Origin of the sequence: Kitasatospora sp. NPDC017646 (assembly GCF_044329365.1) — a bacterium.
In the GTDB taxonomy this organism is placed as follows: Bacteria; Actinomycetota; Actinomycetes; order Streptomycetales; family Streptomycetaceae; genus Kitasatospora.
In genome coordinates, this window is sequence record NZ_JBIRJC010000039.1 from 22728 (window position 1) to 45017 (window position 22290).

27 protein-coding genes are annotated in these 22290 nt (G+C 72.4%); 11 read left to right on the top strand and 16 right to left on the bottom strand.

Translation table 11 applies throughout. The features are described 5' to 3' along the window. Positions 1 to 149 precede the first annotated feature (149 nt). Positions 150 to 1013, top strand: a complete 864-nt coding sequence (locus tag ACH4J0_RS35070; protein WP_396245152.1) for a hypothetical protein — start codon at positions 150 to 152, stop codon at positions 1011 to 1013. A gap of 60 nt (positions 1014 to 1073) precedes the next feature. Here ACH4J0_RS35070 and ACH4J0_RS35075 read toward each other — a convergent pair whose 3' ends face one another. Further along, positions 1074 to 3485: a hypothetical protein gene (locus tag ACH4J0_RS35075; RefSeq protein ID WP_396245154.1), complete on the bottom strand. Its 2412-nt coding sequence runs from the start codon at positions 3483 to 3485 to the stop codon at positions 1074 to 1076. A gap of 210 nt (positions 3486 to 3695) precedes the next feature. Between ACH4J0_RS35075 and ACH4J0_RS35080 the strand changes: the two genes are divergently transcribed. Then, positions 3696 to 4226 (top strand): hypothetical protein, encoded by a 531-nt coding sequence (locus ACH4J0_RS35080; RefSeq protein ID WP_396245156.1) that lies wholly within the window; start codon positions 3696 to 3698, stop codon positions 4224 to 4226. 144 nt (positions 4227 to 4370) lie between these two features. Here ACH4J0_RS35080 and ACH4J0_RS35085 read toward each other — a convergent pair whose 3' ends face one another. Further along, on the bottom strand, positions 4371 to 5243 hold the full coding sequence (locus tag ACH4J0_RS35085; RefSeq protein ID WP_396245157.1) for an alpha/beta fold hydrolase: 873 nt from the start codon (positions 5241 to 5243) through the stop codon (positions 4371 to 4373). Positions 5244 to 5312: 69 nt separating this feature from the next. Between ACH4J0_RS35085 and ACH4J0_RS35090 the strand changes: the two genes are divergently transcribed. The 3 genes from ACH4J0_RS35090 to ACH4J0_RS35100 all read left to right on the top strand — a co-directional run bounded on the left by ACH4J0_RS35090 (position 5313) and on the right by ACH4J0_RS35100 (position 7636). Next, positions 5313 to 5906 carry a TetR/AcrR family transcriptional regulator gene (locus ACH4J0_RS35090; RefSeq protein ID WP_396245158.1) on the top strand — a complete coding sequence of 198 codons (594 nt, stop codon included), beginning with the start codon at positions 5313 to 5315 and terminating at the stop codon, positions 5904 to 5906. 89 nt (positions 5907 to 5995) lie between these two features. Next, a complete protein-coding gene (locus ACH4J0_RS35095; RefSeq protein WP_396245159.1) occupies positions 5996 to 6394 on the top strand; it encodes a VOC family protein in 399 nt (132 codons plus the stop codon). Positions 6395 to 6586: 192 nt separating this feature from the next. Beyond that, positions 6587 to 7636 (top strand): fatty acid desaturase family protein, encoded by a 1050-nt coding sequence (locus tag ACH4J0_RS35100; RefSeq protein WP_396245197.1) that lies wholly within the window; start codon positions 6587 to 6589, stop codon positions 7634 to 7636. On the opposite strand, the gene ACH4J0_RS35105 is transcribed toward ACH4J0_RS35100, so the two are convergent. The 4 genes from ACH4J0_RS35105 to ACH4J0_RS35120 form a co-directional block, all read right to left on the bottom strand. Next, complete coding sequence (locus ACH4J0_RS35105; RefSeq protein WP_396245160.1) at positions 7552 to 7884, bottom strand: hypothetical protein; 333 nt, start codon at positions 7882 to 7884, stop codon at positions 7552 to 7554. The two genes, ACH4J0_RS35100 and ACH4J0_RS35105, sit on opposite strands and share 85 nt — an antisense overlap. A gap of 156 nt (positions 7885 to 8040) precedes the next feature. Next, positions 8041 to 8748, bottom strand: coding sequence for a carbon-nitrogen hydrolase family protein (locus tag ACH4J0_RS35110; protein WP_396245161.1), 708 nt, complete (start codon positions 8746 to 8748; stop codon positions 8041 to 8043). A gap of 61 nt (positions 8749 to 8809) precedes the next feature. Next, a complete protein-coding gene (locus tag ACH4J0_RS35115) occupies positions 8810 to 9001 on the bottom strand; it encodes a DUF397 domain-containing protein (RefSeq protein ID WP_396245162.1) in 192 nt (63 codons plus the stop codon). Continuing rightward, complete coding sequence (locus ACH4J0_RS35120) at positions 8994 to 9857, bottom strand: helix-turn-helix domain-containing protein (protein WP_396245163.1); 864 nt, start codon at positions 9855 to 9857, stop codon at positions 8994 to 8996. The genes ACH4J0_RS35115 and ACH4J0_RS35120 overlap by 8 nt, the downstream gene beginning before the upstream one ends. Before the next feature lie 230 nt (positions 9858 to 10087). Between ACH4J0_RS35120 and ACH4J0_RS35125 the strand changes: the two genes are divergently transcribed. Both ACH4J0_RS35125 and ACH4J0_RS35130 read left to right on the top strand, forming a co-directional pair. Then, positions 10088 to 10456 (top strand): ATP-binding protein, encoded by a 369-nt coding sequence (locus ACH4J0_RS35125; protein ID WP_396245165.1) that lies wholly within the window; start codon positions 10088 to 10090, stop codon positions 10454 to 10456. A gap of 14 nt (positions 10457 to 10470) precedes the next feature. After that, positions 10471 to 10704, top strand: a complete 234-nt coding sequence (locus tag ACH4J0_RS35130) for a hypothetical protein (RefSeq protein ID WP_396245166.1) — start codon at positions 10471 to 10473, stop codon at positions 10702 to 10704. 176 nt (positions 10705 to 10880) lie between these two features. Here ACH4J0_RS35130 and ACH4J0_RS35135 read toward each other — a convergent pair whose 3' ends face one another. Then, positions 10881 to 11276 carry a nuclear transport factor 2 family protein gene (locus ACH4J0_RS35135; protein WP_396245167.1) on the bottom strand — a complete coding sequence of 132 codons (396 nt, stop codon included), beginning with the start codon at positions 11274 to 11276 and terminating at the stop codon, positions 10881 to 10883. Positions 11277 to 11523: 247 nt separating this feature from the next. Between ACH4J0_RS35135 and ACH4J0_RS35140 the strand changes: the two genes are divergently transcribed. Then, positions 11524 to 12399, top strand: coding sequence for a LysR family transcriptional regulator (locus tag ACH4J0_RS35140; RefSeq protein ID WP_396245168.1), 876 nt, complete (start codon positions 11524 to 11526; stop codon positions 12397 to 12399). Here ACH4J0_RS35140 and ACH4J0_RS35145 read toward each other — a convergent pair. Beyond that, on the bottom strand, positions 12396 to 12983 hold the full coding sequence (locus ACH4J0_RS35145) for a TIGR03086 family metal-binding protein (RefSeq protein WP_396245169.1): 588 nt from the start codon (positions 12981 to 12983) through the stop codon (positions 12396 to 12398). The two genes, ACH4J0_RS35140 and ACH4J0_RS35145, sit on opposite strands and share 4 nt — an antisense overlap. A 210-nt stretch (positions 12984 to 13193) precedes the next feature. Here ACH4J0_RS35145 and ACH4J0_RS35150 point away from each other — a divergent pair, with 210 nt between their 5' ends. Then, positions 13194 to 13982, top strand: a complete 789-nt coding sequence (locus tag ACH4J0_RS35150) for a DUF6597 domain-containing transcriptional factor (protein WP_396245170.1) — start codon at positions 13194 to 13196, stop codon at positions 13980 to 13982. A gap of 1 nt (position 13983) precedes the next feature. On the opposite strand, the gene ACH4J0_RS35155 is transcribed toward ACH4J0_RS35150, so the two are convergent. The 5 genes from ACH4J0_RS35155 to ACH4J0_RS35175 form a co-directional block, all read right to left on the bottom strand. Next, the gene (locus ACH4J0_RS35155; protein ID WP_396245171.1) at positions 13984 to 14673 is read right to left on the bottom strand and encodes a VC0807 family protein; all 690 of its coding nucleotides are present in this window, start codon (positions 14671 to 14673) and stop codon (positions 13984 to 13986) included. A 104-nt stretch (positions 14674 to 14777) separates the two neighbouring features. Continuing rightward, positions 14778 to 15761: an ABC transporter substrate-binding protein gene (locus tag ACH4J0_RS35160; protein WP_396245172.1), complete on the bottom strand. Its 984-nt coding sequence runs from the start codon at positions 15759 to 15761 to the stop codon at positions 14778 to 14780. A gap of 72 nt (positions 15762 to 15833) precedes the next feature. Then, positions 15834 to 16694, bottom strand: coding sequence for an ABC transporter ATP-binding protein (locus tag ACH4J0_RS35165; RefSeq protein WP_396245173.1), 861 nt, complete (start codon positions 16692 to 16694; stop codon positions 15834 to 15836). Continuing rightward, positions 16694 to 17740, bottom strand: a complete 1047-nt coding sequence (locus tag ACH4J0_RS35170; protein WP_396245174.1) for a FecCD family ABC transporter permease — start codon at positions 17738 to 17740, stop codon at positions 16694 to 16696. The genes ACH4J0_RS35165 and ACH4J0_RS35170 overlap by 1 nt, the downstream gene beginning before the upstream one ends. Beyond that, positions 17737 to 18768: a FecCD family ABC transporter permease gene (locus tag ACH4J0_RS35175; RefSeq protein ID WP_396245175.1), complete on the bottom strand. Its 1032-nt coding sequence runs from the start codon at positions 18766 to 18768 to the stop codon at positions 17737 to 17739. The genes ACH4J0_RS35170 and ACH4J0_RS35175 overlap by 4 nt, the downstream gene beginning before the upstream one ends. Before the next feature lie 98 nt (positions 18769 to 18866). On the opposite strand from ACH4J0_RS35175, the gene ACH4J0_RS35180 reads away from it, so the two are divergent. After that, positions 18867 to 19496 (top strand): HAD family hydrolase, encoded by a 630-nt coding sequence (locus tag ACH4J0_RS35180; RefSeq protein ID WP_396245176.1) that lies wholly within the window; start codon positions 18867 to 18869, stop codon positions 19494 to 19496. 23 nt (positions 19497 to 19519) lie between these two features. Here the strand turns inward: ACH4J0_RS35180 and ACH4J0_RS35185 are convergent, their stop codons facing one another. Further along, complete coding sequence (locus ACH4J0_RS35185; RefSeq protein WP_396245177.1) at positions 19520 to 19762, bottom strand: hypothetical protein; 243 nt, start codon at positions 19760 to 19762, stop codon at positions 19520 to 19522. Positions 19763 to 20264: 502 nt separating this feature from the next. Between ACH4J0_RS35185 and ACH4J0_RS35190 the strand changes: the two genes are divergently transcribed. Further along, positions 20265 to 20648: a cold-shock protein gene (locus ACH4J0_RS35190; RefSeq protein ID WP_030289703.1), complete on the top strand. Its 384-nt coding sequence runs from the start codon at positions 20265 to 20267 to the stop codon at positions 20646 to 20648. Positions 20649 to 20676: 28 nt separating this feature from the next. Here ACH4J0_RS35190 and ACH4J0_RS35195 read toward each other — a convergent pair whose 3' ends face one another. Next, on the bottom strand, positions 20677 to 21534 hold the full coding sequence (locus ACH4J0_RS35195; protein ID WP_396245178.1) for a 1,4-dihydroxy-6-naphthoate synthase: 858 nt from the start codon (positions 21532 to 21534) through the stop codon (positions 20677 to 20679). Continuing rightward, complete coding sequence (locus ACH4J0_RS35200) at positions 21527 to 22288, bottom strand: futalosine hydrolase (RefSeq protein WP_396245179.1); 762 nt, start codon at positions 22286 to 22288, stop codon at positions 21527 to 21529. The genes ACH4J0_RS35195 and ACH4J0_RS35200 overlap by 8 nt, the downstream gene beginning before the upstream one ends. Between the last annotated feature and the right edge of the window lie 2 nt (positions 22289 to 22290).

The window sequence follows — 22290 nt, forward strand, 5'->3', positions numbered from 1 at the left end:
ACGGGGCCGCACCGCGGACGGCGGTGGCGGTCACGGTGGCCGCGATGGACTCGCGCGGGCGGGGTCCGGTGGGTACCGTCACGGCCGAGGGCGGTTCGGTGGGCGGCCGCGCTCTCCATGGGCGGGCCGGGCGAGGCGGGGTGTCGGTGATGACGGACGGCGAGTGGTGGCGCAAGAGCGGGCCGTGGAGCGAGCGGGCGGGGGCGTCGGACGCCTCCGGCGCGTCCGTTCCGGCTTCGCCGGCTTCCTCGGCCTCCTCGGCTGAGGGTGCGGCGGCCGGTGGGCCGGCCGAGGACAGCGTGTACGGTCCCTCGGCCGCGTCCGGCGCGGGCGGCGCGGGCGGCGGCATCCCGAACGTGTCGCTGGACCTGCCGGGCGTCGCCGGTCCCGGCGGCGGCTCGGAGGTGATCCCGCCGCCGACGGTGCAGAGTTCGAGCCCGTGGACGATGACGATGCTCGACTTCTCGGACACGCCGCAGCCCGCGCCGAAGGCGGTCCCCGAGCAGCGCACGGCCGAGGAGGCGCAGCAGCAGTCGGCCGACCGGGCCGGGGCGAAGCCGTCGAACCCGAAGCGGCAGCGGAAGGCCGAGGCGAGGGCCAAGGCGAAGACCGGGGACAAGGCCGCGCCCGCCGCCGGGGCGGGGGCGGGCCGGGGCGCCCGCAAGCCGTCCCCGCTGATCCTGCTGTCCTGCGGACTGCTGGTCGGCGGCGCGGTGTCCGGGTTCTTCCCGGCCATGCTGGCGGGCTGGGGCCTCGGCTACCTGACCCGTCAACTCTCCGACGTCATGCGCAAGTTCGTGATCCTGGGAATCCCGTTGATCACGATGACCGCGACCACCCTGTTCGCGATGAACCACGCCAAGCAGGCCGGCGGGGGCGCGGTCCAACCCGGCTCGCCGCTGGGCCAGTTCAGCTGGTCGATGGCGCCGGGCGTACTGCGTACGGCCGCCGTGGCGACGGCGGTGGTCCTGTTGCTGCTCAGCCTGCGCCGCCGCCCGCCGCAGCAGGGCTGAGTACGGGGCCGGCCCCGCGCCGGGTGGGTGCGGGGCCGGTCGTACGGTTGTGCGGTCGGGTCAGGTCCGGCGGCGACGCCACCAGACCATGGTCGCGCCGCTCGCGAGGAGTGCGGCGGCGGTGCCTGCCAGGGGCAGGGCGTCGGAGCCGGTGCTGGCGAGGCTTCCGCCGCCACCGGTGCCGCTGCCGCCACCGGTGCCGCCGTTGCCGCTGGCCGGGGCCGGGGAGGGGCTGGGGCCGGCGCCGCCGTCATCCGCCGGAGTGCTCGGCGAGGTCGTGGGCGTGGCGGTCGGGGTGTCCGTCGGGCTGCCGGTCGGGGTGCCGGTGGGACTGCCGGTCGGCGTCGGGGTCGGGGTGTCCGTCGGGGTCGGTGTCGGAGTCGGCGTGGGCGTCGGGCCGTTGTCGACCGGCCCGCCGCCGCCGAGGAGCAGTTGGTCCTCGGTGTCCGCCTTGTCGGTCATGGCCTTCACCGAGGTCTGCGTGGAGCGCGGCAGGTCCTTGTGCTTGGCCGTGAACTCCGTCGCCCCGATGTCCTGCTTGGGCGCCTGGGAGAGGTCGACACCGCCCAGGACGCAGATCTTGCCGTTCTCTCCGCAGGGGTACTGGATGTCCCCCTGGGTCCAGGACTTGAGGAACTCGTCGTACGTCTGGCGCGGAGTCCAGCTCCGGTTCTCGCCCCGGAGCGGCCACTGGGAGACGTCGTTGCTGTTGATGATCGACCGGTAGTCGGTGGCCTCCTGCTGGTCCTGCTGCCGCACGTACTCGGCGGCGACCCGGGCGCTGTAGACGCGGCGCAGGTCCGCGTACGCCGGGGCGGTGTTGACCTTGTGCTCGACGTCCGGGAGGACGATCTCGTGGACCAGCCGCTCGTAGGTGTGGATCTGGGCCTCGGTGAGGTTGCAGTCCCCGTTGGGGTTGTGGACGCTGGGACTCGCGGCCTCGGAGTTGACCTTCAACGGCGCGTCGATGATGTAGACGCCGTCCTCGTCGGCGCGGACCTTCGCGGGCTGGGGCACGATCCAGTTGCGGACGACCACCCCGCAGGGGAGGCCCTCGGCCCGCATGGCCTCCATGAGTTTCTGGCCGAGGCCGTGTCGCGGGTCCACGTCCTTGGACCAGTCGTGCTTCATCTCCAGGTCGGCCTGGAGCAGTACCCGTCCGGCGTCGGTCTTCCCGAAGGTCGGATCCATGATCCGGTCGGGCTGGTCTGGCATCAGGTTGACCCAGAACTTGTCCGGGGTCAGCGCGAGCCAGGTGAAGAAGGAGTCCGAGATGAGCTGGGCCTTCTCCTGGCCGCCCCAGCCGAGGTTCTCCTCGTCCTCGTCGGCCTTCTTGGCGGCGAACGCGTAGTTCAGCGCCTGGCCCTTGACGGGCTTGCCGACGTAGGAGAGCTGCAGGGTGGAGAAGTCCACGCCGCCCGGGCCGCGCACCCGCAGGCCGGCCGGGTCGTCGGCGCGGATCCGGGCCATCCGCTCGGCCATGTCCTTCGGGGTGGGCATGGATCCCTCGATGTTCCGGGCGGCGCCGCCGGAGGGCTGCTTGGCCCCGGTGTTCATGTACGGGTCGGGCTTGGAGGTGTTCGGGTCGAACTTGGAGACGGGCACGCTGGTGGAGCGGTGCTCGTAGCTGCGCACCCGCGGGTTCGCCGGGTCCGAGCCCACGTCGGTGTTGACCTTGCTGAGGTACTTCTTGGTCGCGCTGGTCTTCTCCTCGCCGAAGACGTAGGTGACGCGCGCGGCCTTGCGCTGGGGATCCTGAAGGAAGGCCTTGTTCGTCGGGTCCTGGGTGGTGTCACGGCCGCCGCCGGCCTTGAACTCCAGGAAGTCGTTGGTCTTGTAGTTGACCGCGTCCCACTTGCGGACCATCGGCTTGTTGGTCTTCGGGTCGAGGACCGGCTTGCCGTCCTTGTCGAGGATCGGGATCTCCTCCTGGCACAGCCAGTCGGGGCCGATCAGCCCGAGGTCCTTGACCACCTTCTCCTCGTAGAAGGCGCCGCGGCGGTTGTTGTTGTTCGGCAGGATGTAGGCGTCGGACAGCCACTTCTCGAAGGTGCCGTACTTCTTGTTCTGCGGGTCGCGGGCCAGGTACTCCTTGTACGTCGCGAAGAGGCGGTCCTCGGAGCCCTTGGGGTACTGCTCGTGCGGCTTGTCGAACTTCTTGAGGAACGCCTCCTGCTCGGCCGGGTCGGACGGGAGCGTGAGCCCGTCGAAGACCTGGCGCGGGGCGTCGTACGCGTACGAGTCCCAGGCGTTCTTGTCCCTGACGCTGTCGGGCGACGTGTCCCACGGGAAGGACGTCCCCTGGGTGCCGCCCTTCGTGTTCGGGTAGAGCTCGTCGCAGCGCTTGCCCTTCGCCGCGTACGCGGTGCCCTGCAGGCCGGGCAGGCCGGTGACCGCCAGGACGGCGGTGCAGGTGAGTGCGAGGCCGGCGCGCACCCAGATGCGCGCGCGGCGGGATATCAGGTCTGTCACGTGGCTACTCCCCCAAGGAGCCCGGTGAAAAGGACGGCTGTTCGGGCGACGCCCTGACGGGCCCCCAATTGACGTGTGCGCCGCCGAAGTTCGAACAGTAGACGGTGGCCGGCGGACGCGCCCCTCGATTTGCCGCCTTGCCGAAGGTCAACTCACCTTGTACACAGGACCGTTACGCTCCGGTAGCAGGCTCGGTCGTAGGCTGCCGGCATGGATCCGATCGACACCCCCGAGTGGGCCGACAATCCCCGGCTGGCGGGTTGGCTCGCCGCGCAGCGCGCGGCGTTCCCCGTGTGGGCGCGGGAGAGCGGCGGCGGCTGGGACTTCGAGCCCGCCTCGCTGGACCGCCTCCAGGCGCTGATCCTCAGCCGGTTCGACACCTGGGAGGAGGTACGGGCAGCCCGGGACACCCCGCTGCTGGAGGTCCCCGCCTGGTACCTCGGCGAGACGCTGGTCCGTCGCTGCGGGGTGGTGTGGCGCTGCGTTCCGGTGCTTCCGGTTCCCCGCCCGCCGGCCGGCGGCTACCCGTTGGTGACGTACGCCCGGGACGGCCTGACGGAGTACGAGCGGGACTGCCTGGAGGACCTGGAGGAGCGGATGGAGTTCTCCGTCCCGCTCGTCGAGCCGGCCGACGCGATCGGCTCCCTGTTCGTGGCCGAGGGTGGTCGGCTCGCGGACTGGATCGGCTGGTTCGACCGCTTCCAGGAGTGGCGCCGCAGTCTGCCGACCGACATCTACTGATCCGCCCGGGCTCCGTCGGCCGGCAGGGTGCCGCGAAGCCGGTCCGCGGGGGGCGGCACCGTACGGCGTGGCCCCGGGCCCGTCGCCGGCCCTGCCGCCTCCGTGGGGGCGACAGGGCCCGGATCCGCTGTGGTCGCGGAGGGCTCAACGGCTCTGCGGCGCCGCCATGCTGAGGATGCCGGCGAGGACGGCGGCCGGGTCGTCGGTGGGCAGCGCGTGCCCGGCGCCGCGGACGACCTCGACCCGGGCGGCCGGCGCGAGCCGGTGCAGCCGCTCGGCGACGGTTCGGGGGTCGTTCAGGGCGCTGCGCTCGCCGAGCAGGAAGAGCGCGGGGGCGCTCAGGCGGCTCAGTCGGTCGTCGTCGAGGGTGTCGGCCAGGGGCAGGCGGCGGCGGAAGCCCACGGAGGCGCGCATCAGGGACATCAGCTCGGTCTCCAGGATGGCGCTGTTGCCGACCGCCCGGGCCAGCCGGGGCCGGAGCGGGCGCGGGGCGAGGGCAGCGAGGCCGCCGAGGACGAGCCAGGTGTAGAAGCGCCGTCCGGCGTCGGCGAGGCCCGCCGGGTCGACCAGGGTGAGGGCGGCGGTCCGTCCTGGGTGGCGGATCTGGTGGTGGAGGGCGATCCAGCCGCCGTAGGAGCAGCCGACCAGGTGGGCGGCCGGGACGTCGAGGGCGGCGAGCAACTCCTCCAGCCAGTCGGCGGCGTCGTGCCCGTCCGCGATCGGGGCGCTCTGCACGCTGGCGCCGGGTTCGCCGACGGTGTCCACGGCGAGGACGGGGTGGTGTGCGGCGAGGCGCTCGATGTAGGCGTGCCACATCAGGCCGTTGCCGCCGGAGCCCGGGAGCAGCACGATCGGCTGCCCGTGCGCGGGGCCGGTGCGGTGGACGCGGGTGGTGCCGAAGCGGGTCGGCACGTCGAGCGGGGTGCGCTGCCCGGGCCACAGCTGGGTGAAGGCGTGCTCGTACGCGGTGCGGAAGCGGGCTTCGGCCTTGCCGTTCTTGAACTCGCTGATTCGCATGGTACAGATGTATCACATGCATGATACGTGCGTACCAAGAGATCTCGGGAGAATGAGGAGGGGCGGGCCGTGGCCGAGAAGGTCGACCATGAGGAGCGCCGGCGCCAGATCGCCGAGGCCCTGCTGCGCATCGCGGACACCGAAGGCCTGCAGTCGGCCAGCATGCGGGCGGTCGCGACCGAGGCGGGCGTCTCGCTACGCCTCGTGCAGTACTACTTCACGACCAAGCAGGGCCTGCTGCTGGACGCCCTGGCGCGGCTCGGCACCCAGCTCCAGGCCCGGATGGAGCGCTGGATCGGCGAGGCGCGCGCCCCTCGGGAGGTGGTGACGGCGGTCCTGTCCTGCATCCTGCCGACCGATGCCGAGAGCCGCCGGATCACCAGGACGTACGCGGCGTACTACGCGCTGGTGCTGAGTGATCCCGAAGTGCTGGAGAAGCAGGCGGCGCAGCCACCGGTCGTGCTGGAGGGCTTCCTGGTCAAGCAGTTGCGCGCGGCGCAGCAGGCCGGTGACATCGCGCCGGAGCGGGACGTCGAGATGGCGGCGGCCGGGCTGCTGGCGATGGTCAACGGCCTCGGCTCCAGCGTCCTGGGCGGCCAGCGCACCGGTGAGCAGGCGTTGGCGGTCCTCACTCACCACCTCGACGAACTGTTCCGCCCGTGACGACTTCCCGATGACCGTCACATTCGTCCGTGGGGATCCGTCGGTGTGGCAGTGAACCACCACCGACGGTACGAAGGGACGGCAGCGCCATGCTGACGAAGATCATGTACGTGACGGTCTACGTCACCGACCAGGACCGCGCCCTGGAGTTCTACGCCGACCGGCTCGGCCTGGAGAAGCGCATCGACCACCCCGGCCCCGACGGCCGCTTCCTGACCGTGGCCGTCCCGGGCAGTCCGCTCGAGATCATCCTCTGGCCGCACGCCCCGGCCGCGGGGCAGCCGGCCGAGCGACTGGCGGGCGCCACGCCCGGCCCGGTTTTCATCGAGTCGGACGACCTGCGGGCGGACTTCGAGGTGCTGCGCGAGCGCGGCGTGGTCTTCGAACAGCCCGAACCGGAGGACTACGGCTTCGGCATCCGCATCGAGGCCGTGGACCCGGACGGCAACCGCATCTCCCTCCGCCAGCGCGCCGCCTGGCAGGGCTGACCCGCACGGTCGGCGCCGGGAGCGGGAAGTCGGACCCGCCGACTTCCCACTCCCTCCCGCTCGACCCCTCGGGCCGGGGGGCGGCCCCCGTCGCCACCAGGGGGCTAACACCCCTACGGGACGGGTGCTTTCCCCGTTCTTCGGGCCCGCCAGGCGGACCAGACTCGGGGCATGCCCACACAGTCCGTGACGATGACCAAGGCCGCTCCCGAGACCCTGCGGGCCGCCGCCCCGCAGCCGGGGGCCGGCGGCAGCGACTTCGCCCAGCTGAGCCGCCGGATAGCCGCCGAGGGCCTGCTCGACCGGCGCCCCGGCTACTACACCGTCCGCGTGGGCCTGGTGCTCGCCGCGTTCCTCGGCGGCTTCTACGCCCTGTTCGCGCTGGGCGACACCTGGTGGCAGCTCGGCCTGGCGGCCGTGATGTCCGCCGTCTTCGCCCAGGTCGGCCTGCTGTCCCACGACCTGGCGCACCGCCAGGTGTTCAGCAGACGGCTGCCGAGCGAGATCGGCGGCCGGATCGCCGCCAACCTGATGATGGGCATGAGCTACGGCTGGTGGATGAACAAGCACACCCGCCACCACGCCAACCCCAACCACGAGGAGCGGGACCCGGACGTCGCCCCGGACCTCGTCGTGTGGTCGCAGCGACAGGCCCGGCAGGCGAGCGGCCTGGCCCGGTTCATCGGCCGTCGCCAGGCCTACCTGTTCTTCCCGCTGCTCCTGCTGGAGGGCCTCAACCTCAGCTTCAACAGCTTCCGCGCGCTGCGCGGCCCGGCGGTGAAGCGCCCGCTGCTGGAGGGCGCCCTGCTGGTGGCCCACTTCGCGGCCTACTTCGGCCTGGTCCTCGCCGCGCTGCCGCTCGGCAAGGCGGTCGCCTTCCTCGCCGTGCACCAGGCGCTGCTCGGGGTCTACCTGGGCTGCGTCTTCGCCCCGAACCACAAGGGCATGCTGATGGTGACGCCGGAGATGCGGCTCGACTTCCTGCGCCGTCAGGTGCTCACCTCGCGCAACGTGCGCGGCAACGCGGTGCTGGACTCGGTGATGGGCGGCCTCAACTACCAGGTGGAGCACCACCTCTTCCCCAGCATGCCGACCCCCGCGCTCGGCCGGGCCGCCCGGATCACCCGCGAGTTCTGTGCCGAGAAGGGCATCCCGTACTACGAGACCGGCCTGCTCCGCTCGTACCGGGAGATCCTCACCCACCTGCACCGGACGGGCGAGCCGATCCGCTCGGGCGGCTGAGGGGAGTTCCCGTCCGTCCGGGTGTCGAGGGGGTGGCCGGGGAGCGCTGCCGGGGACGGATGGCGGGGGCTGCCGTCGGGAGGGTCGAGGACCCGACCCGACGCCGGGCCGCTGCCGTCCGAGGTGTTGCCGCCCTCGTCGCTGCCGCCGCCACCGTGCTCGTTGCCGTTGCTGGAGTCGTCCTGCTGGCCGCCACCGCTGCCGGAGCCGGATCCGCCGCCGTGCTTGCCGTCGCTGAACGCGGGCATGTGCTTCCCCTTTCGGAGGCTTGCCAGGCTCGTGACGCCGCCTGGAACTACGCGACCCGCTAAGCGGAGTTCAAGTCCCGGGTGTTGGAGGAGGCCGCAGATCGCAGCTGAGTAGGAAGTCGGCCGGGGCGACGTCCTACTCCGGGGGATGGATGGCTACGGGATGTCGGCGACGGCGACGGTGGTGGTGTGGCCGTCGGCCTCGGCGAGGAGGGTGCCGTCCGGGGCCCAGAGGGCGGCGCCGCCGCAGCCGGTCCAGGGGCCGGAGGGGCCGACGTGGTTGGCGAGGACGACGTGCAGGTTCGTGTCCTTGGCGATGGACGGGTAGAGCGTGGCGCGCTCGTGGACGCCGTTGCCGGTGCCGTAGAGGGAACTGGCGAGGTGGACGTCGCAGCCGTCGGCGGCACTGCGGGCGGTGAGGTCCGGGAAGTGGTTGTCGAAGCACGTGGCGAGGGCGAAGCGGAGGCCGTTGAGGGTGAAGCGGCCGTCCTGGTCGCCGGGGGTGAAGACGCCCTGCTCGTTGTCGTAGAGGTGCTGCTTGAGGTAGGTGGTGAGGAGGTCGCCGTGGGCGTCGAAGACGTAGGTGCCGATGGCGGGCAGGGGGCCGTCGGTGGGGACGGCGCAGTTGACGACGGCGGCGATGCCGTTGGAGCGGAGGGCGTCCAGGCGGGGGTCGTCCGGGGTGGTGCGGAGGGTGGGGTCGGCGGCCAGGGCTTCGAGTTCGTAGCCGGTGAGGGCCAGTTCGGGGAAGACGATCAGCTCGGCACCCTGCGAGCGGGCCTGGGCGGTGAGGGCCACGAGTTGCCGGACGTTGGCGGGGATGTCGGCGGGGGTGCAGGAGAGCTGGGCGGCAGCGATCTTCATGGCGGCCAGGATGGCATGGGGAAGGAGTGGGAAGTCGGCGGGGCCGACTTCCCACTGGGCGTCAGGCGTGGTGGTCGAATTCGCCGGCCTTGATGCCGTGGAGGAGGGCGGCGAGGGCGGTGGGGGTGGTGCGGAGGATGAGGTGGCCTTCGTCGGACTCGCGGAGTTCGACCAGTCCGCCGATGCTGCGAACCTCAACGCATTCATTGCTTGAGGCGCTGTAGCTGGACTTTTGCCAGTCTGAGTTAGGCATGGGTGGACTTCATTTCCTTCATGAGGGATCGGATGAACTCCCGCGATCGTTCTTCGGAGAGTGCAGTGGCGTCCAGGCTGGCGAAGATAGTGCGATGCTTGGCCAGATTCGCTGGTGAGTCAAAGAACAAGGCGCCATGGGAGACGTCCATCTCGACGGTGTCCAACTCAGGCACTGGGCCTTCAACGTAAGTCAGGTTCTCACCAGCGCCAGGGAAGGTGTCAACTGCGAATGGCACCACTCGAACGGAGATTCCGGGTCGCTCGGAGTCGTCCAGCAGGGCAGCGAGCTGATCGAGGAGCACCACGGACCCGCCGAACTGCATTCGCAGCGCGGCCTCGTGGATGAAAGCCCGGAGAGGGGTTGTCCCAGATCGGACGAGTTCCTGACGCCTGAGTCGGAAAGCTGTCCGAGTCTCGATCTCCTGCGTGGGCAGAGGCGGTACGAGTCGGGCGAACACCGCCGAGGCGTACGCCCTGGTCTGAAGCAGGCCGGGCATGTAGACGGTGTTGCAGAAGGTGATCCTCTCGGCGTGGCCCTCAAGCTCTGCGACCTCAAGGAAGTCAATGGTGAGAGTGCTGCGGTACTCCTCCCACCAGCCTTTTCCTCGCTCCGACGCCATGTTCGCCAGCGCCTCGATCAGTGGCTCGTTGGTGCACATGCACACCGAAGCGATGGTCCGCAGCCGTTCGGCGCTGATCCCACTCTTACCGCTCTCCATCTGCGTGATCTGAGCTGGTTGGATGCCGAGTTCGCGCGCCAGCTGGCTGCCGCCAAGCCCTGCTTGCTCCCGCATCCTGCGCAACTCGGCGCCCAGTCGTCGTTGGCGCAGGGTGGGGTTCGGTCGAAGGGCCATGACGTCCTCTCTGCGGGTCTGAGATCAGTGTGCCCCACGGTAGGGGGAAGTTCTCAGCATGAGTCTCAAATTTCAGGTCGGTTGCGCTATCGTCGTTCTCGCATCGATCCGACGGATCGTCAGTAACGCGCGCTGTCCGCACCGCAGAGCAGCCATGCCCATCTGCCTGGCCTGGCTCACGGCGACGTGTCCGCCGGTTCTCCACCCCACCTCACGCCGGGAGATCTCCCATGCGTCAATGCAACACGCCCTCCCTCACCCTCGCCAAGCAGTCCCTCCAGGGCGCCATGTCCCGCCTCGGCTGGCCGCCCTCCTCCAGCTTCGACGCCGAACTTGCCCTCGGCGAGCTGATCGTGAACGCCTGGCGCCACGCGAACACCCCCGCGCCGGTCGTCCAGATCCTCGCCGTCACCTCCCGCACCCTCCGGGTCTGCGTCTCCGACGAGAGCCCGGTGTTGCCCGAGATGCAGCCCCTGAATCTCCTCGCCGAGTCCGGCCGGGGCCTCCAACTCGTCGAGGCCCTCACCAGCCGCTGGGGTGTCGACCCCCAGAAGCGCGGCAAGACCATCTGGTTCGAGCTGGACGGCGGTGCCCGGTGAACCGCCGCTTCCCCATGAAGCCGACCGACCCCCGCATCCGCGCCTACACCGACGACCACATCCGCACCCTCCTCGCCGAACTCCAGGAGCGCGGAAGCCGGTTCGGCCTCCTCTTCCCCTCCGCCGACATCGACCACACCCTCGACGGTCGGGTCCTCGTCCGCTTCAACACGGCCCCGGCCTCGACCCTCCTCAACCTCCTCGTCCTCCTCCTCGACGCCGACCGCGAGCGCCAGTGCGATTCCTGATCGGGGCGGCCTTCGCCTTCCTCCTCGCCCTCGCGTTCGCCACGGTCGCCCTGGGCGTCATCACCGCCCTCAGGGCCACCCCGCCCGACGAGGACGCCTGAGCGCGAACAGCCGAAAGGGGCCGTCACCGCCCCCGGTGATCACGGCCCCCGCTCCTGCTGTTCTGCCCGCCCTGCTCAGGCCCTTCTCCCCGGCTTTCCTTCTCGGCTCTTCTTCTCGAACCCCGCCAGCAGTCCGCGCGGGTCGAAGCTCACCCGGATCCGGGCGATCTTCCCGTTCTCCACGTGCATCCAGTTCGCCGTCGGCGCCGGCGGCGCAACCGTGGTGCGCAGCTCGAACCAGGTGATCACGTCGTCCCCCTCCGCGACCCGCACCTTCACGTCGATCTTCTCCAGTACCTGGCCGAGCCCCTTCAGCCCGCCGAGCGCCTCCTCGATCCCGGACGCCGCGCCCAGGGGACCGACGAAGTCGACGCCCGAGGCCAGCAGGCCCCGGATGGTGTCGAAGTCGCCCGCCTCCCAGGCGGTGAAGTAGGTCTCGGCCAGCTCACGCGCGGTCTTCGTCGTCGTCATGCCCCCATCCTCCGCCCACCCAATTCATCCGTCCAACATATAGATCCGATTCCTGATATCGGCATCAGTGATGAAAGTGACGCTGTGTGGCGCCCGACCGAGGGTCAGTCCAGGATTGCGTCTAGGCCTCGACTCGGCCGCGTCCTGCCGGGCCGTCGCCGCCACGGGCGGTGGCGGCCCCGCCTCTCGGAGCCGTGCGCCGCATCCGCAGGGCTGATCCGTCGGCCGTCGCATATCGTCACGGGTCATGGAGATGCACCAGTTGCGCTACTTCGCCGCCGTGGTCGACGAGGGTTCGTTCACCGCCGCCGCGGCCCGGCTGCACGTCAGCCAGTCCGGCATCAGCACCCAGGTCGCCAAGCTGGAGCGCGAGTTGGGTCAGCAGCTGCTGGAGCGCTCCGGCCGTCGGGTCCGGCTGACCGCGGCGGGCGAGGCCGTCCTCCCGCTGGCGAAGAGCGCCCTGGCCACCCTGGACGCCATCGAGCACACCGCCGCCGAGTTCGCCGACGCCGTGCGCGGGCGCGTCCGGCTCGGCATGATCACGGGTTGCTCTATCCCGCCGTTCCTGGACGCCGTGGCGGACCTCGGCCGTACCCACCCCGGCATCGACCTGAGCCTGCACGAGGGGCACTCCGACCTCCTCCAGGCACAGGTCCTCTCCGGTTCCCTCGACCTGGCCCTGATCGGCTTCGCGGGTGAGACCGACCCGGGCCTGGACGTCGACCTCGTCGTGGACGAGCGGATCGTCGCGGTCGTCCCGGTGGGGCACCCGCTCGACCGCACGGAGCTGAAGCTCGCCGACCTCCGGTCCGAGAAGGTCCTCTGCCTCTCCCCGGGAACCGGCCTCAGGGCTGCCTACGAGGACTCCTGCCGCCGGCTCGGCCTCGAACCGCGCGTGGACATTGACGCCAGCTCCCCCCTCGCCGTGCTCCGCCTCGCCGAGCGCGGTGCCGGGGTCGCCGTGCTCAGCGAATCCTCCGTGGACGGCGCCGGCCTGCGAGCCGTTCCGATCGCCGACGCGGCGACGTACGCCAAACTGGGCCTGGTCGCCCGGCGCGACCAGCACTCCCCGGCGGTCCGGCTGCTCCGTGCCAGGATCCTTGCGTCAATGGGGGGTTCTTAGGCCTTCCACCGCGGGTCGCGCCCGGAGGCGGCCAGCGCCCGCTCCCACGCCGAGGCGTCGACCGGCACGGAAACCGTCTCCGCGAACCCTGCGTACTGCCGGTACAGTTCGGCGTTCTCCTCGACGATCTCGCCGACCACCAGCGCGAGTTCCTCGTCGACCTCGATCTCCGCGCCGACCGCCCGGGCCACGTCCCAGCCGTGCAGCACCAGTTCGATGATCAGCATCCGGGCGATCCCCACCGCCGGGACGGGCGACCCGCCGAGGTCGACGTCCCCCTCCCAGGCGGCCGGCTCGCCCCAGGCCGCCACCGCGCGCTCCAGCTGGGCCGCGTACGCGGAGCGCCAGTCGGCGTCCGCCGTGAAGTCGCGGGAGCTCAGCGACGCGGGCAGCTCGGTGCGGCGGGCCCGGTGCTCCAGGCCGTGGGAGGTGTAGAGCACCCAGTGGTTGATCAGCGCCCGCGCGTCGAACTCCCCGCAGGGCGTCGGCGCGTCCAGCCGCGCCCCGGCCGGAACGGCGGCGGCGACGCCGGACGCGACGGCGGCGGCACGGGCGAGGAACGGGTGCATCGGGTGAACGTTCATGCCCGGGATCCTGCTCGAGGCCGTGCCGTGGGGTCTTGAACAAACGCGACACCACCGCAGAGGTGTCGGCTGAGCAGCCCGGTTCACGCACGCCAGTGGGTGAAGGGAGCGGCGCCGTCGGTACGAAGGCCCAGCCGTTACCTGCCGTGGATCAAGGCGGCCGTGGGCATCTCGCGCGCACTCCCGGCCCGGCGCACTAGCCTGGCCGCCATGGGCTCCTCCGAATCCGACCTCGGCCGAGGCGTGCTGCATCCCGCGCGGGCGGCCGAGCTGATCGATGTCGAACGGCTCGTGCCAGAACCCGCCGTGGCGCGGTTCGTGGAGTTCTACTGGCTGGTGCGCTGGGACCTGACCGGCCGGCCACCGTACGAGCAGAAGGTGTTGGCCCACCCGAGCGTCCACCTGGTCTTCGAGGCCCCTCGGTCGCGCGTCTACGGGGTGGACCGTTCGCTGTTCGTCCGCCGGCTGGAGGGCGCCGGACACGTGCTCGGGGTGAAGTTCCGTCCCGGGGCCTTCCGGCCCTTCGCCGGGCACCCGGTGGGCGATCTCGCCGACCGGTCCGTCCCCGCCGCCGACTACTTCGGGCCCGAGGCGGACCGGATCAACGACCGGATCCTCGACGAGCCGACGGCCGAACGGGTCGACGCCTTCCTCCGCCCCCGTCTCCCCGCGCCCGACCCGGTGGCCGAGGAGGTCGCCGCCATGGTGGAGCGGATCACGGGTTCCCCGGACCTGCGCCGGGTGGACGAGCTGGCTCGAGAGCTGGGCGTGTCCGTCCGCAGCCTCCAGCGGCTGTTCGCCGAGTACGTCGGCGCCTCACCCAAGTGGGTGCTGCGGCGCGCCCGGCTGCACGAGGCCGCCGAACGCGCCGCGAAGGAGGGCAAGTTGGACCTGGCCGCGCTCGCCGTGGAACTCGGCTACGCCGATCAGGCCCATCTCACCCGCGACTTCACCGCAGCGGTCGGCGTGTCCCCGGCCCGCTACGCGAGTTCGACGTGAATCAAGCTGCCGCCGCAGCCGCCGCTTCGGCGGCGGCCCGGCCCCGGGCGCTGGCCCGCTTGGCGTAGGTCATCGTCCAGTACACCAGCCCGCCGATCACCACGTACGGAAGGATGTTGTTGATGGTCACCACCGTGCCGTGCGACAGGGTGTAGACGAACACGATCCGCAGCGCGGCCTCCAGCACGAAGACGATGCCCCAGACGAGGGTCAGGTTGCGCTGGACCTTGCGGAAGCCCTCGTACTGCCACATCGAGTTCCACCAGGAGATCATCTCCGGGGTCCCGTCGGTGGCGAACTTGCGGCCGAAGTAGAACATGATCGGCTTCGGTGCGACCAGCGAGGCCAGGTAGAGCACGCCGAGCAGGCCGGAGACGAAGGAGTCCTTGGCCAGCAGCATCTTCGGGTCGGTCGGGCCGACCAGCGCGACGACCAGACTCAGCGCCACGAAGACCAGCGAGACGACGGCGAACTCGTCGATCCGGCGGTGCCAGGCCAGGTAGATCACGGTGTCGACGACCGGGCCCAGGCCGGAGAGCAGGATGGCGGTGGACTCGCTGTAGCCGTGGTCGTGCAGCTGGTTGTAGATCATGATCGGCGCGACCACGTTGAACGCGATGCTGATCAGCCAGCCGAGCGCGGCGGCCTTCCCCTTGCGGTTGGGAGCGGTCGGAGCTACCGCAGTTGACATGGTGTTGTCCCCCGGGACGATTGTTGTGATTGGCGGCTCATTGTGGCGGAATCGCCGCTCCACTGCACAACTCCCGGCGAGTCGACATGTCGTCAGTAGGCCTACTACGCCCCGAGGAAGCGCTGCAGCTCGTCCAGCATGAAGTTGGCGCCGGTGTACCCGATGCCCTGGAACCACAGCTGGTCGTCCACCGGGAACGCCCGGACCGCCTTGACCGCCCCGAGTGCCTGCCACCCCGGGCTCGCCAGCGTCGCGGTGGTGCCCGCCTTCGCCGGGTCGCCGTACGTCGCGTACAGCAGCAGGTCGCCGTCGGCCTTGGCGATCTGGTCGAGCGGGATCTCGAAGTCCGACTGGTCGACGTTCTGTGCGTCCGGCCGCCCCACTGCGGCGTCGGCGAGCACGGTTCCGGGGAAGCTCTGCCGCCCGAACAGCCGGATCCCCCCGCCCTCGACGAACCGCACCAGGCTCACCCGGTGCCCCGACAGCTTCGCCGCCGACAGTGCCTGCGCCACCTGTCCGGCGTGCTTCTGGTACGCGGCCACGAAGGCCGCCGCGGCCTCCACCCGGCTCAACGCCTGGGCGTGCAGCTGGAAGTCCGCCTTCCACGGCGCTCCGGTGGTCTGGGTGAGCACGGTCGGAGCGATCGCGCGCAGCTGCTCGTACCGGTCCCCGTCGCGGGCCTGGTTGGAGAGGACGAGGTCCGGCCGCAGCGCCCGTACGGCGTCGAGGTCGGGCGCACCGGCCGGGCCGACCTGGCGGATCTCGGCGGTGCGGGAGGCCGGCCAGTAGTCGGGGAAGCGGGTGTCGCCGGCCGGGAGCGCGGCGCCGACCGGGGTGATGCCCAGGGTCAGCGCGGAGTCGAGCACGTCGGTGTCCAGGACGACCACCCGCTGCGGTTCGCCCGGTACCAGCACCGGCCCGTTCGCGGCGTTCACCGTCACCGGTGGCACCGGGGTGGGGGACGGCGTGCCGCTCGCCTCGAAGCCGTCCGGGGTGGGCGACTGCGAGCCCCCGGAGGAGGACGTGCACGCCGTGAGCGAGGCCCCGCCGAGGCCGGCGAGGAACGTACGGCGGGCGATCCTGGGCATCGGCGGGTCCTCGGGTGACGCGGCAACAGGAAGGGCGCGTCGATTATGTCCGAAATCGGACGGGAAGTGCCGCTAAGCCTCGGCGGTGTCCACAGCGTCCACGGCGTGCGCGGGCTCCGCCCGCGCCGCCCACGGAGCGCCCGGAACGACCAGCGGGGTGCCCGTGACCGGGTCCGGCACCACCACCGAGTCCAGGCCGAACACCTCCCGCACCAGGTCCGCCGTCACCACCTCCCCGGGCGCGCCCTCGGCGACCACCCGGCCGTCCCGCATCGCCACCAGGTGGTCGGCGTACCGGGCTGCCTGGTTGAGGTCGTGCAGCACGGCGACGACGGTCCGGCCGCGCTCCACGTTCAGTCGCCGGACCAGGTCCAGCACCTCCACCTGGTGCGCGATGTCCAGGTAGGTGGTCGGCTCGTCCAGCAGCAGGATGTCGGTGTCCTGGGCGAGCGCCATCGCGATCCAGGCGCGCTGGCGCTGGCCTCCGGACAGCTCGTCCATGCCGCGCTCGGCCAGCTCCGCCGTGGAGGTGCGCTCCAGCGCCTCGGCGACGGCCGCCTCGTCCTGCGGGGACCACTGCTGCCACCAGCTCTGGTGCGGCTGGCGCCCGCGCGAGACCAGGTCCGCCACCGAGATGCCCTCCGGAGCCACCGGCGACTGCGGCAGCAGGCCCAGCCGCTGGGCGATCCGCTTGGTCGGGATCCGCGCCAGCTCCTCGCCGTCGAGCAGCACCGTGCCGCGGACGGGCTTCAGCAGCCGGCCGAGGGCCCTCAGCAGCGTCGACTTGCCGCAGGCGTTCGGGCCGACGATCACGGTCACCCGGCCGTCCGGGATGCTGACGTCCAGCCCCTCGACGACCGTGCGCGCCTCGTAGGCCAGGGTGAGGCCCCGGGCCTCCAGGCGGTGCGTGCTCACGGTCGTGTTCGCGGTCATCAGGAACCCCCGCGGCGGGAACGGATCAACAGCCACATCAGGTACGGCGCGCCGACCATGCCGGTCACCACGCCCACCGGCAGCTCGGTCGGGGCGAGCAGGCGCCGGGCGATCAGGTCGGCGAGCACCACGACGAGCGCGCCGGTCAGCGCCGAACAGAGCAGCGGGACCTGCGCCGACCGGGCCAGCCGCAGCGCGATCTGCGGGGCCATCAGCGCCACGAAGTCCACCGGCCCGGCCGCGCCCGCGGCGCAGGAGGCCAGCACGATGCCCAGCAGCGCCATGCCCAGGCGGATCCGGTCCAGTCGGAGCCCGAGGCCGACGGCGGTCGCGTCGTCGAAGGAGATCGACCGCTGGGCACGCGCCGCCCACAGCGCCACCGGCAGGGCCGCCAGCAGCACCCGGGCCAGCCAGGCCGCCTGGTCGTAGCCGGACCCGTTCAGACTGCCGGTCATCCAGACCTTCGCGGCCTGCGCCTGGAAGCCGTCCCCCTTGGTGAGGAACACCGAGGTCAGGGAGGACAGTGCCACGCTGATCCCGATCCCGATCAGCACGAAGCGCTGGGCGTGCAGCCCGCGCCGCCAGGCCAGCGCGTACACCAGCAGCCCGGCCACCAGCCCGCCGCCGACCGCCGCGTACGGGGCCTGCCCGGCGGAGCCGACCACGCCGTACGCCGTCAGCCCGACCACCGTCACGGTCGCGCCCCAGGTCACGCCCACCACGTCGGGGCTGGCCAGCGGGTTGCGGGCGACGGTCTGGACCAGCGCCCCGGCCAGCCCGAGCGCCGCCCCGACCAGCAGCCCGACCACCACGCGCGGCAGCCGGAACTCCCCGACCACCAGTTCGTCCGGACTCGGCTGCCCGAGCACCACCCTGACCACCTCGCCCGGCGAGACCGTCGCCTCGCCGAGGCAGAGCGAGGCGACCACGGTCAGGGCGAGCACGAGGAGCAGCCCGACGGCGGCGAGGGCCGAGCGCCGGTGCAGCAGGAAGGAGGCGCGCCCGGCCCGGACGGCGGAGTAGCCACGGAGGGACACGGTGGTCATGCCGCCACCACCTTCCGGCGGCGGACCAGGGTGACCAGGACCGGCACCCCGACCAGTGCCGTCATCACGCCGGCCGGGACCTCGGAGGGCGGGAACAGCACCCGGCCGAGGGTGTCGGCGAGCAGCAGCAGCGCCGGGCCGAGGACGGCGGAGAAGGCCAGCATCCAGCGGTGGTCGGCGCCGGCCACGGCGCGGGCGGCGTGCGGGACGGCGAGGCCGATGAAGGCGATCGGGCCGGCCGCCGCGACCGCGGAGCCGGTCAGCACGGTGGCGCCGAGCGCGCCGACCGCCCGCACCGCGCCGGTCCTGGCGCCCAGGCCCTTGGCGGTGTCCTCGCCGAGCGCCAGCGCGTCCAGCCCGCGGGCCACCGCCACCACCAGCAGGGCGCCGGCGGCCAGGAAGGGCAGCAGCTGCCAGGCCACGTCCGCCGTCCGGCCGGAGAGCGAGCCGACGTGCCAGAAGCGGAACTGGTCCATGGTGGCCGCGTCGGTGGTGAGCACCAGGGTGTTGAGCGAGGCGATGAAGGCGGACATCGCCGAGCCGGCCAGCGCCAGCTTGATCGGTGTGGCCCCGCCCCGGCCGCGCCCGGCGAGGCCGTACACCAGCACGGTGGCGATCACGGCGCCCGCGAAGCCGAACCAGACGTACCCCGTGAGGGTGGAGGCCCCGAAGCCGGAGATGGCGACCACCACGCCCGCCGCCGCGCCCTGCGAGACGCCGAGGATGCCCGGGTCGGCGATCGGGTTGCGGGTCAGGCCCTGCATCACGGCCCCGGCCAGGCCCAGCGCCGCGCCGACGGCCAGCCCGACGACGGTGCGCGGCACCCGCAGCTCGCGGATCACCACGGCGTCGGCGGAGTCGCCGCCGTGCAGCAGCGCGCTGACGGTCCCGGAGAGCGGCACGTCGCGGCTGCCGACCGCCAGGCTCAGCAGTACCGCGACGGCCAGGACGGCCAGTGCGGCGGCGAGCCACAGGATCCGGTGACGGGGTGCCCGCCGCTTGCCCGGTGGTGCGGTGGTGTCGGTCATGAGCCCTCTCCGCGGACAACTCAGGTAAACCTAAGTTCCGCGCGGGGGCGGGGCAAATCGCCTCGTCGCGGCCCGTGCCGCTTCGGTAGCCTGACGGCATGCCTGCGACCCCAACCGCCCCGCTCACCGTCGGCTTCGACCTCGACATGACGCTGCTGGACACCCGGCCGGGCATCCACGCCACGTACCGGGCGCTGTCCGCCGAGACCGGCACCCCCATCGACGCGGACCTCGTGGTCACCCGGCTCGGCCCGCCGCTGCGGGACGAGATCCGCAACTGGTTCCCGGAGGACGAGGTGGAGCGGGCCGTGGACCGCTACCGCGAGCTCTACCGCGACCACGCCTTCGCCCCGACCGTGCCGCTGCCCGGCGCCCACGCGGCCGTCGAGGCGGTCCGCGCCCGCGGCGGCCGGATCGCGGTGATCACCGGCAAGTACGAGCCGAACGCCCGCCTCCACCTCGAGCACGCCGGGCTGAAGGCCGACGCCGTGATCGGCGACCTCTGGGCGGAGACCAAGGGCGAGGCGCTGCGGGAGAACGGCGCGAGCATCTACGTCGGCGACCACCTCGGCGACATCGTGGGCGCTCGGCACGCGGAGGCCGTCGCGGTCGCCGTGGCCACCGGCCCGTACGGCGCGGAGGAACTGCGCGCGGCCGGGGCGGACGTGGTGCTGGCGGACCTCACCGGCTTCCCGGAGTGGCTCGACTCGCACCTCGGGCCGAACTAGGGACCGTCAGGCCTCAGGGGCTGTCAGGCGGGCCGCTGGGGCTCCAGCCGGCGGCGCTGCGCCCGGGCGTTCACGAACAGCCCGGCCAGCGCGGCCAGGAACCCGGCCGGCATCAGCATGCTCAGCCAGTACATGGCCGTCGGCAGCGGCGTCAGGTGCAGGAACAGCGGGACGAAGGTGACCAGGGTGGCGAGCGCGCCCAGGCCGAAGACGACCGTCCCGGCCTTGACGTACACGTCGCCGGGGTCGGCGCTCTGGCTGCTCACGTCCGCTCACTCCTCGATGCTGCGCCGGGCCGCCCGGTGCGGGCCCCAGTCTGCGCCGTCCAGTCTGACAGAACGCCCGGCGCGGCGGCTCACCGGAGCGGCTCGGTCACGTTGCGCAGTTTCCCGGCAGCGATGCGTTTTGATCCCTGCTGGGCGGGGGTATGCACGGGGTGCCGAGGGGCGCTACAGGTGCGTCCCGTGTCCTCAGACCCGGGGGTGTGAGCCGATGGACAGCGCCCAACCGCGCCCCGGCCGTGCCAGTGCCGGGTCGCCGGTGACCGCGAGATCCCCGCGCTCCCGTCGCCTCCGGCGGGCCTCGGAACGCGGAACCGTCATCGCGGAACGCGGATGAGGCAGTGACGGACCGTTAGTCTGCTCCTGGAAACGCACCGGCGTGAGCGCCCGCGGGCGCCGAGTCGAGGTCGGCCGTCTTTCTTCCACCCCACCCAGTGATCCCCGGCCAGGGCCGGGATCCCTCACACCCATTCGAGGACTGTTCGAGATGCCCACCGGCCAGGTCAAGTGGTTCAACGAGACGAAGGGCTTCGGCTTCCTGTCGCGCGACGACGGTGGCGACGTCTTCGTCCACACCAAGGCGCTGCCCGCCGGTGTCACCGTGCTGAAGCCGGGCCAGCGGGTCGAGTTCGGCGTGGTCGCAGGCCACCGCGGGGACCAGGCGATGGCCGTTCAGCTGCTGGACGCACTGCCCTCGGTGGCCGCCGCCCAGCGCCGGAGCGCCGACGACATGGCGCCGATCGTCCAGGACCTGATCACCACCCTGGACGCGGTGTTGCCCGGCCTCCAGCGCGGGCGCTATCCGGCCAAGCCGACCGGCCAGAAGCTGGCCGGCCTGCTGCGCGCGGTGGCCGACCAGTTCGACGTCTGAACGGTCCCCGGGGCGGGTCCGACCCGCCCTACGACGGGAACGCGAGCGCACCCGGGTCGAGCGGGGGCACCAGCCCCTCCGCGGCGGCCCGGGTGAGCAGCGCGTGGACGGCTCCGTAGCCCTCCTCGCCGAGGTCGGCGGTGAACTCGTTCACGTACAGCCCGATGTGCTGGTCGGCGACGGCCGGGTCCATCTCCTGGGCGTGCGCCAGCACGTACTCCCGGCTGGCCGAAGGATCCGCCCAGGCCTGCCGCACGGAGGTGCGGATCGTCGCGGCCAGCTCGCGCAGCCGCTCGGCGCCCAGCGAGCGCCTGGCGACGATCGCGCCCAGTGGGATCGGCAGGCCGGTCTCCCGCTCCCAGGCCTCGCCCATGTCGGCCAGGCTGTGCAGGCCGTACTGCCGGTACGTGAAGCGCGCCTCGTGGATGACGAGACCGGCGTCCACCCGGCCGTCCTGGACGGCGGGCATGATCTCGTGGAACGGCAGGACGACGATCTCGCCGAAGCCGCCCGGCACCGCCCGCGCCGCCCAGAGCCGGAACAGCAGGTAGGCGGTGGAGCGCTCGGACGGCACCGCGACCGTCCTGCCGGCGAGCTCCGCGGGGGAGCCGACGCCCGGCAGGGTGAGCACCAGCGGGCCGCAGCCGCGCCCGAGCGCGCCGCCGCAGGGCAGCAGGGCGTACTCGTCCAGGACCCAGGGCAGCGCGCCGTAGCTGATCTTCAGCACGTCCAGCTCGCCGCGCTCGGCCAGGCCGTTGGTGACGTCGATGTCGGCGAAGGTCACCTCGGGGGCGTCCGCCCCGGGGACCTCGCCGTGCGCCCAGGCGTGGAACACGAAGGTGTCGTTCGGGCAGGGCGAGTACGCGATGCTCAGCCGTTCAGCCACGGCCGGCCTCCTCGATCAGTTCCGGTACGGGCAGGGCCGCGAAGGCCCGCTCCAGGGCGGCCAGCGCCTCGCCGATCCGCCAGGCGGCCCGGTCGCGCGGGCCCACCGGGTTGGACACGGTGCGCAGCTCGAAGGCCGGTACGCCGTACCGGGCGGCGGCCTCGGCCACGCCGAAGCCCTCCATCGCCTCGGCCGCGGCGCCCGGGTGACGGGCGGCCAGTGCGGCGGCCCGCTCGGCGCTGCCGGTGACGGTGGAGACGGTCAGCACCGGGCCGGTCACGGCGTCGACGTCCCGTGCGCCGAGCGCCTTCACGGCGAGCGTGACGGCGGCCGGGGGCGGGGTGTGCCGGACGGTGCCGAAGCCCAGCTCGGTGACGTCGGCGAAGCCCTCGGGGGTCTCGGCGCCGAGGTCGGCGACGACGATCGCGTCGGCCACCACGGTGGCGCCGACCGGTGCGTGCGGGGCGAACCCGCCGGCGATCCCGGCCGAGGCGACCAGGCCGTACGGGCGGGCCGCCAGGGCGGCGGAGGCGGCGGCCGCGGCGGCGGCCGGTCCGACCCCGGCGGCCAGGACGTCCACCGGCGCGCCCGCGCAGCGGTGCAGCACCCCGCCGGGCAGCGGCACGGCGTCGGCCCCGCCGGGAAGGCCGCGCAGCACCGCCTCGGCCTCGACCGGCACCGCGACGACGACGAGCAGCCGGGCCCGTTCGGGGCCCGGCTGCCCGGGGTGCGCGTCAGCGACGGGCGCGGTCATCG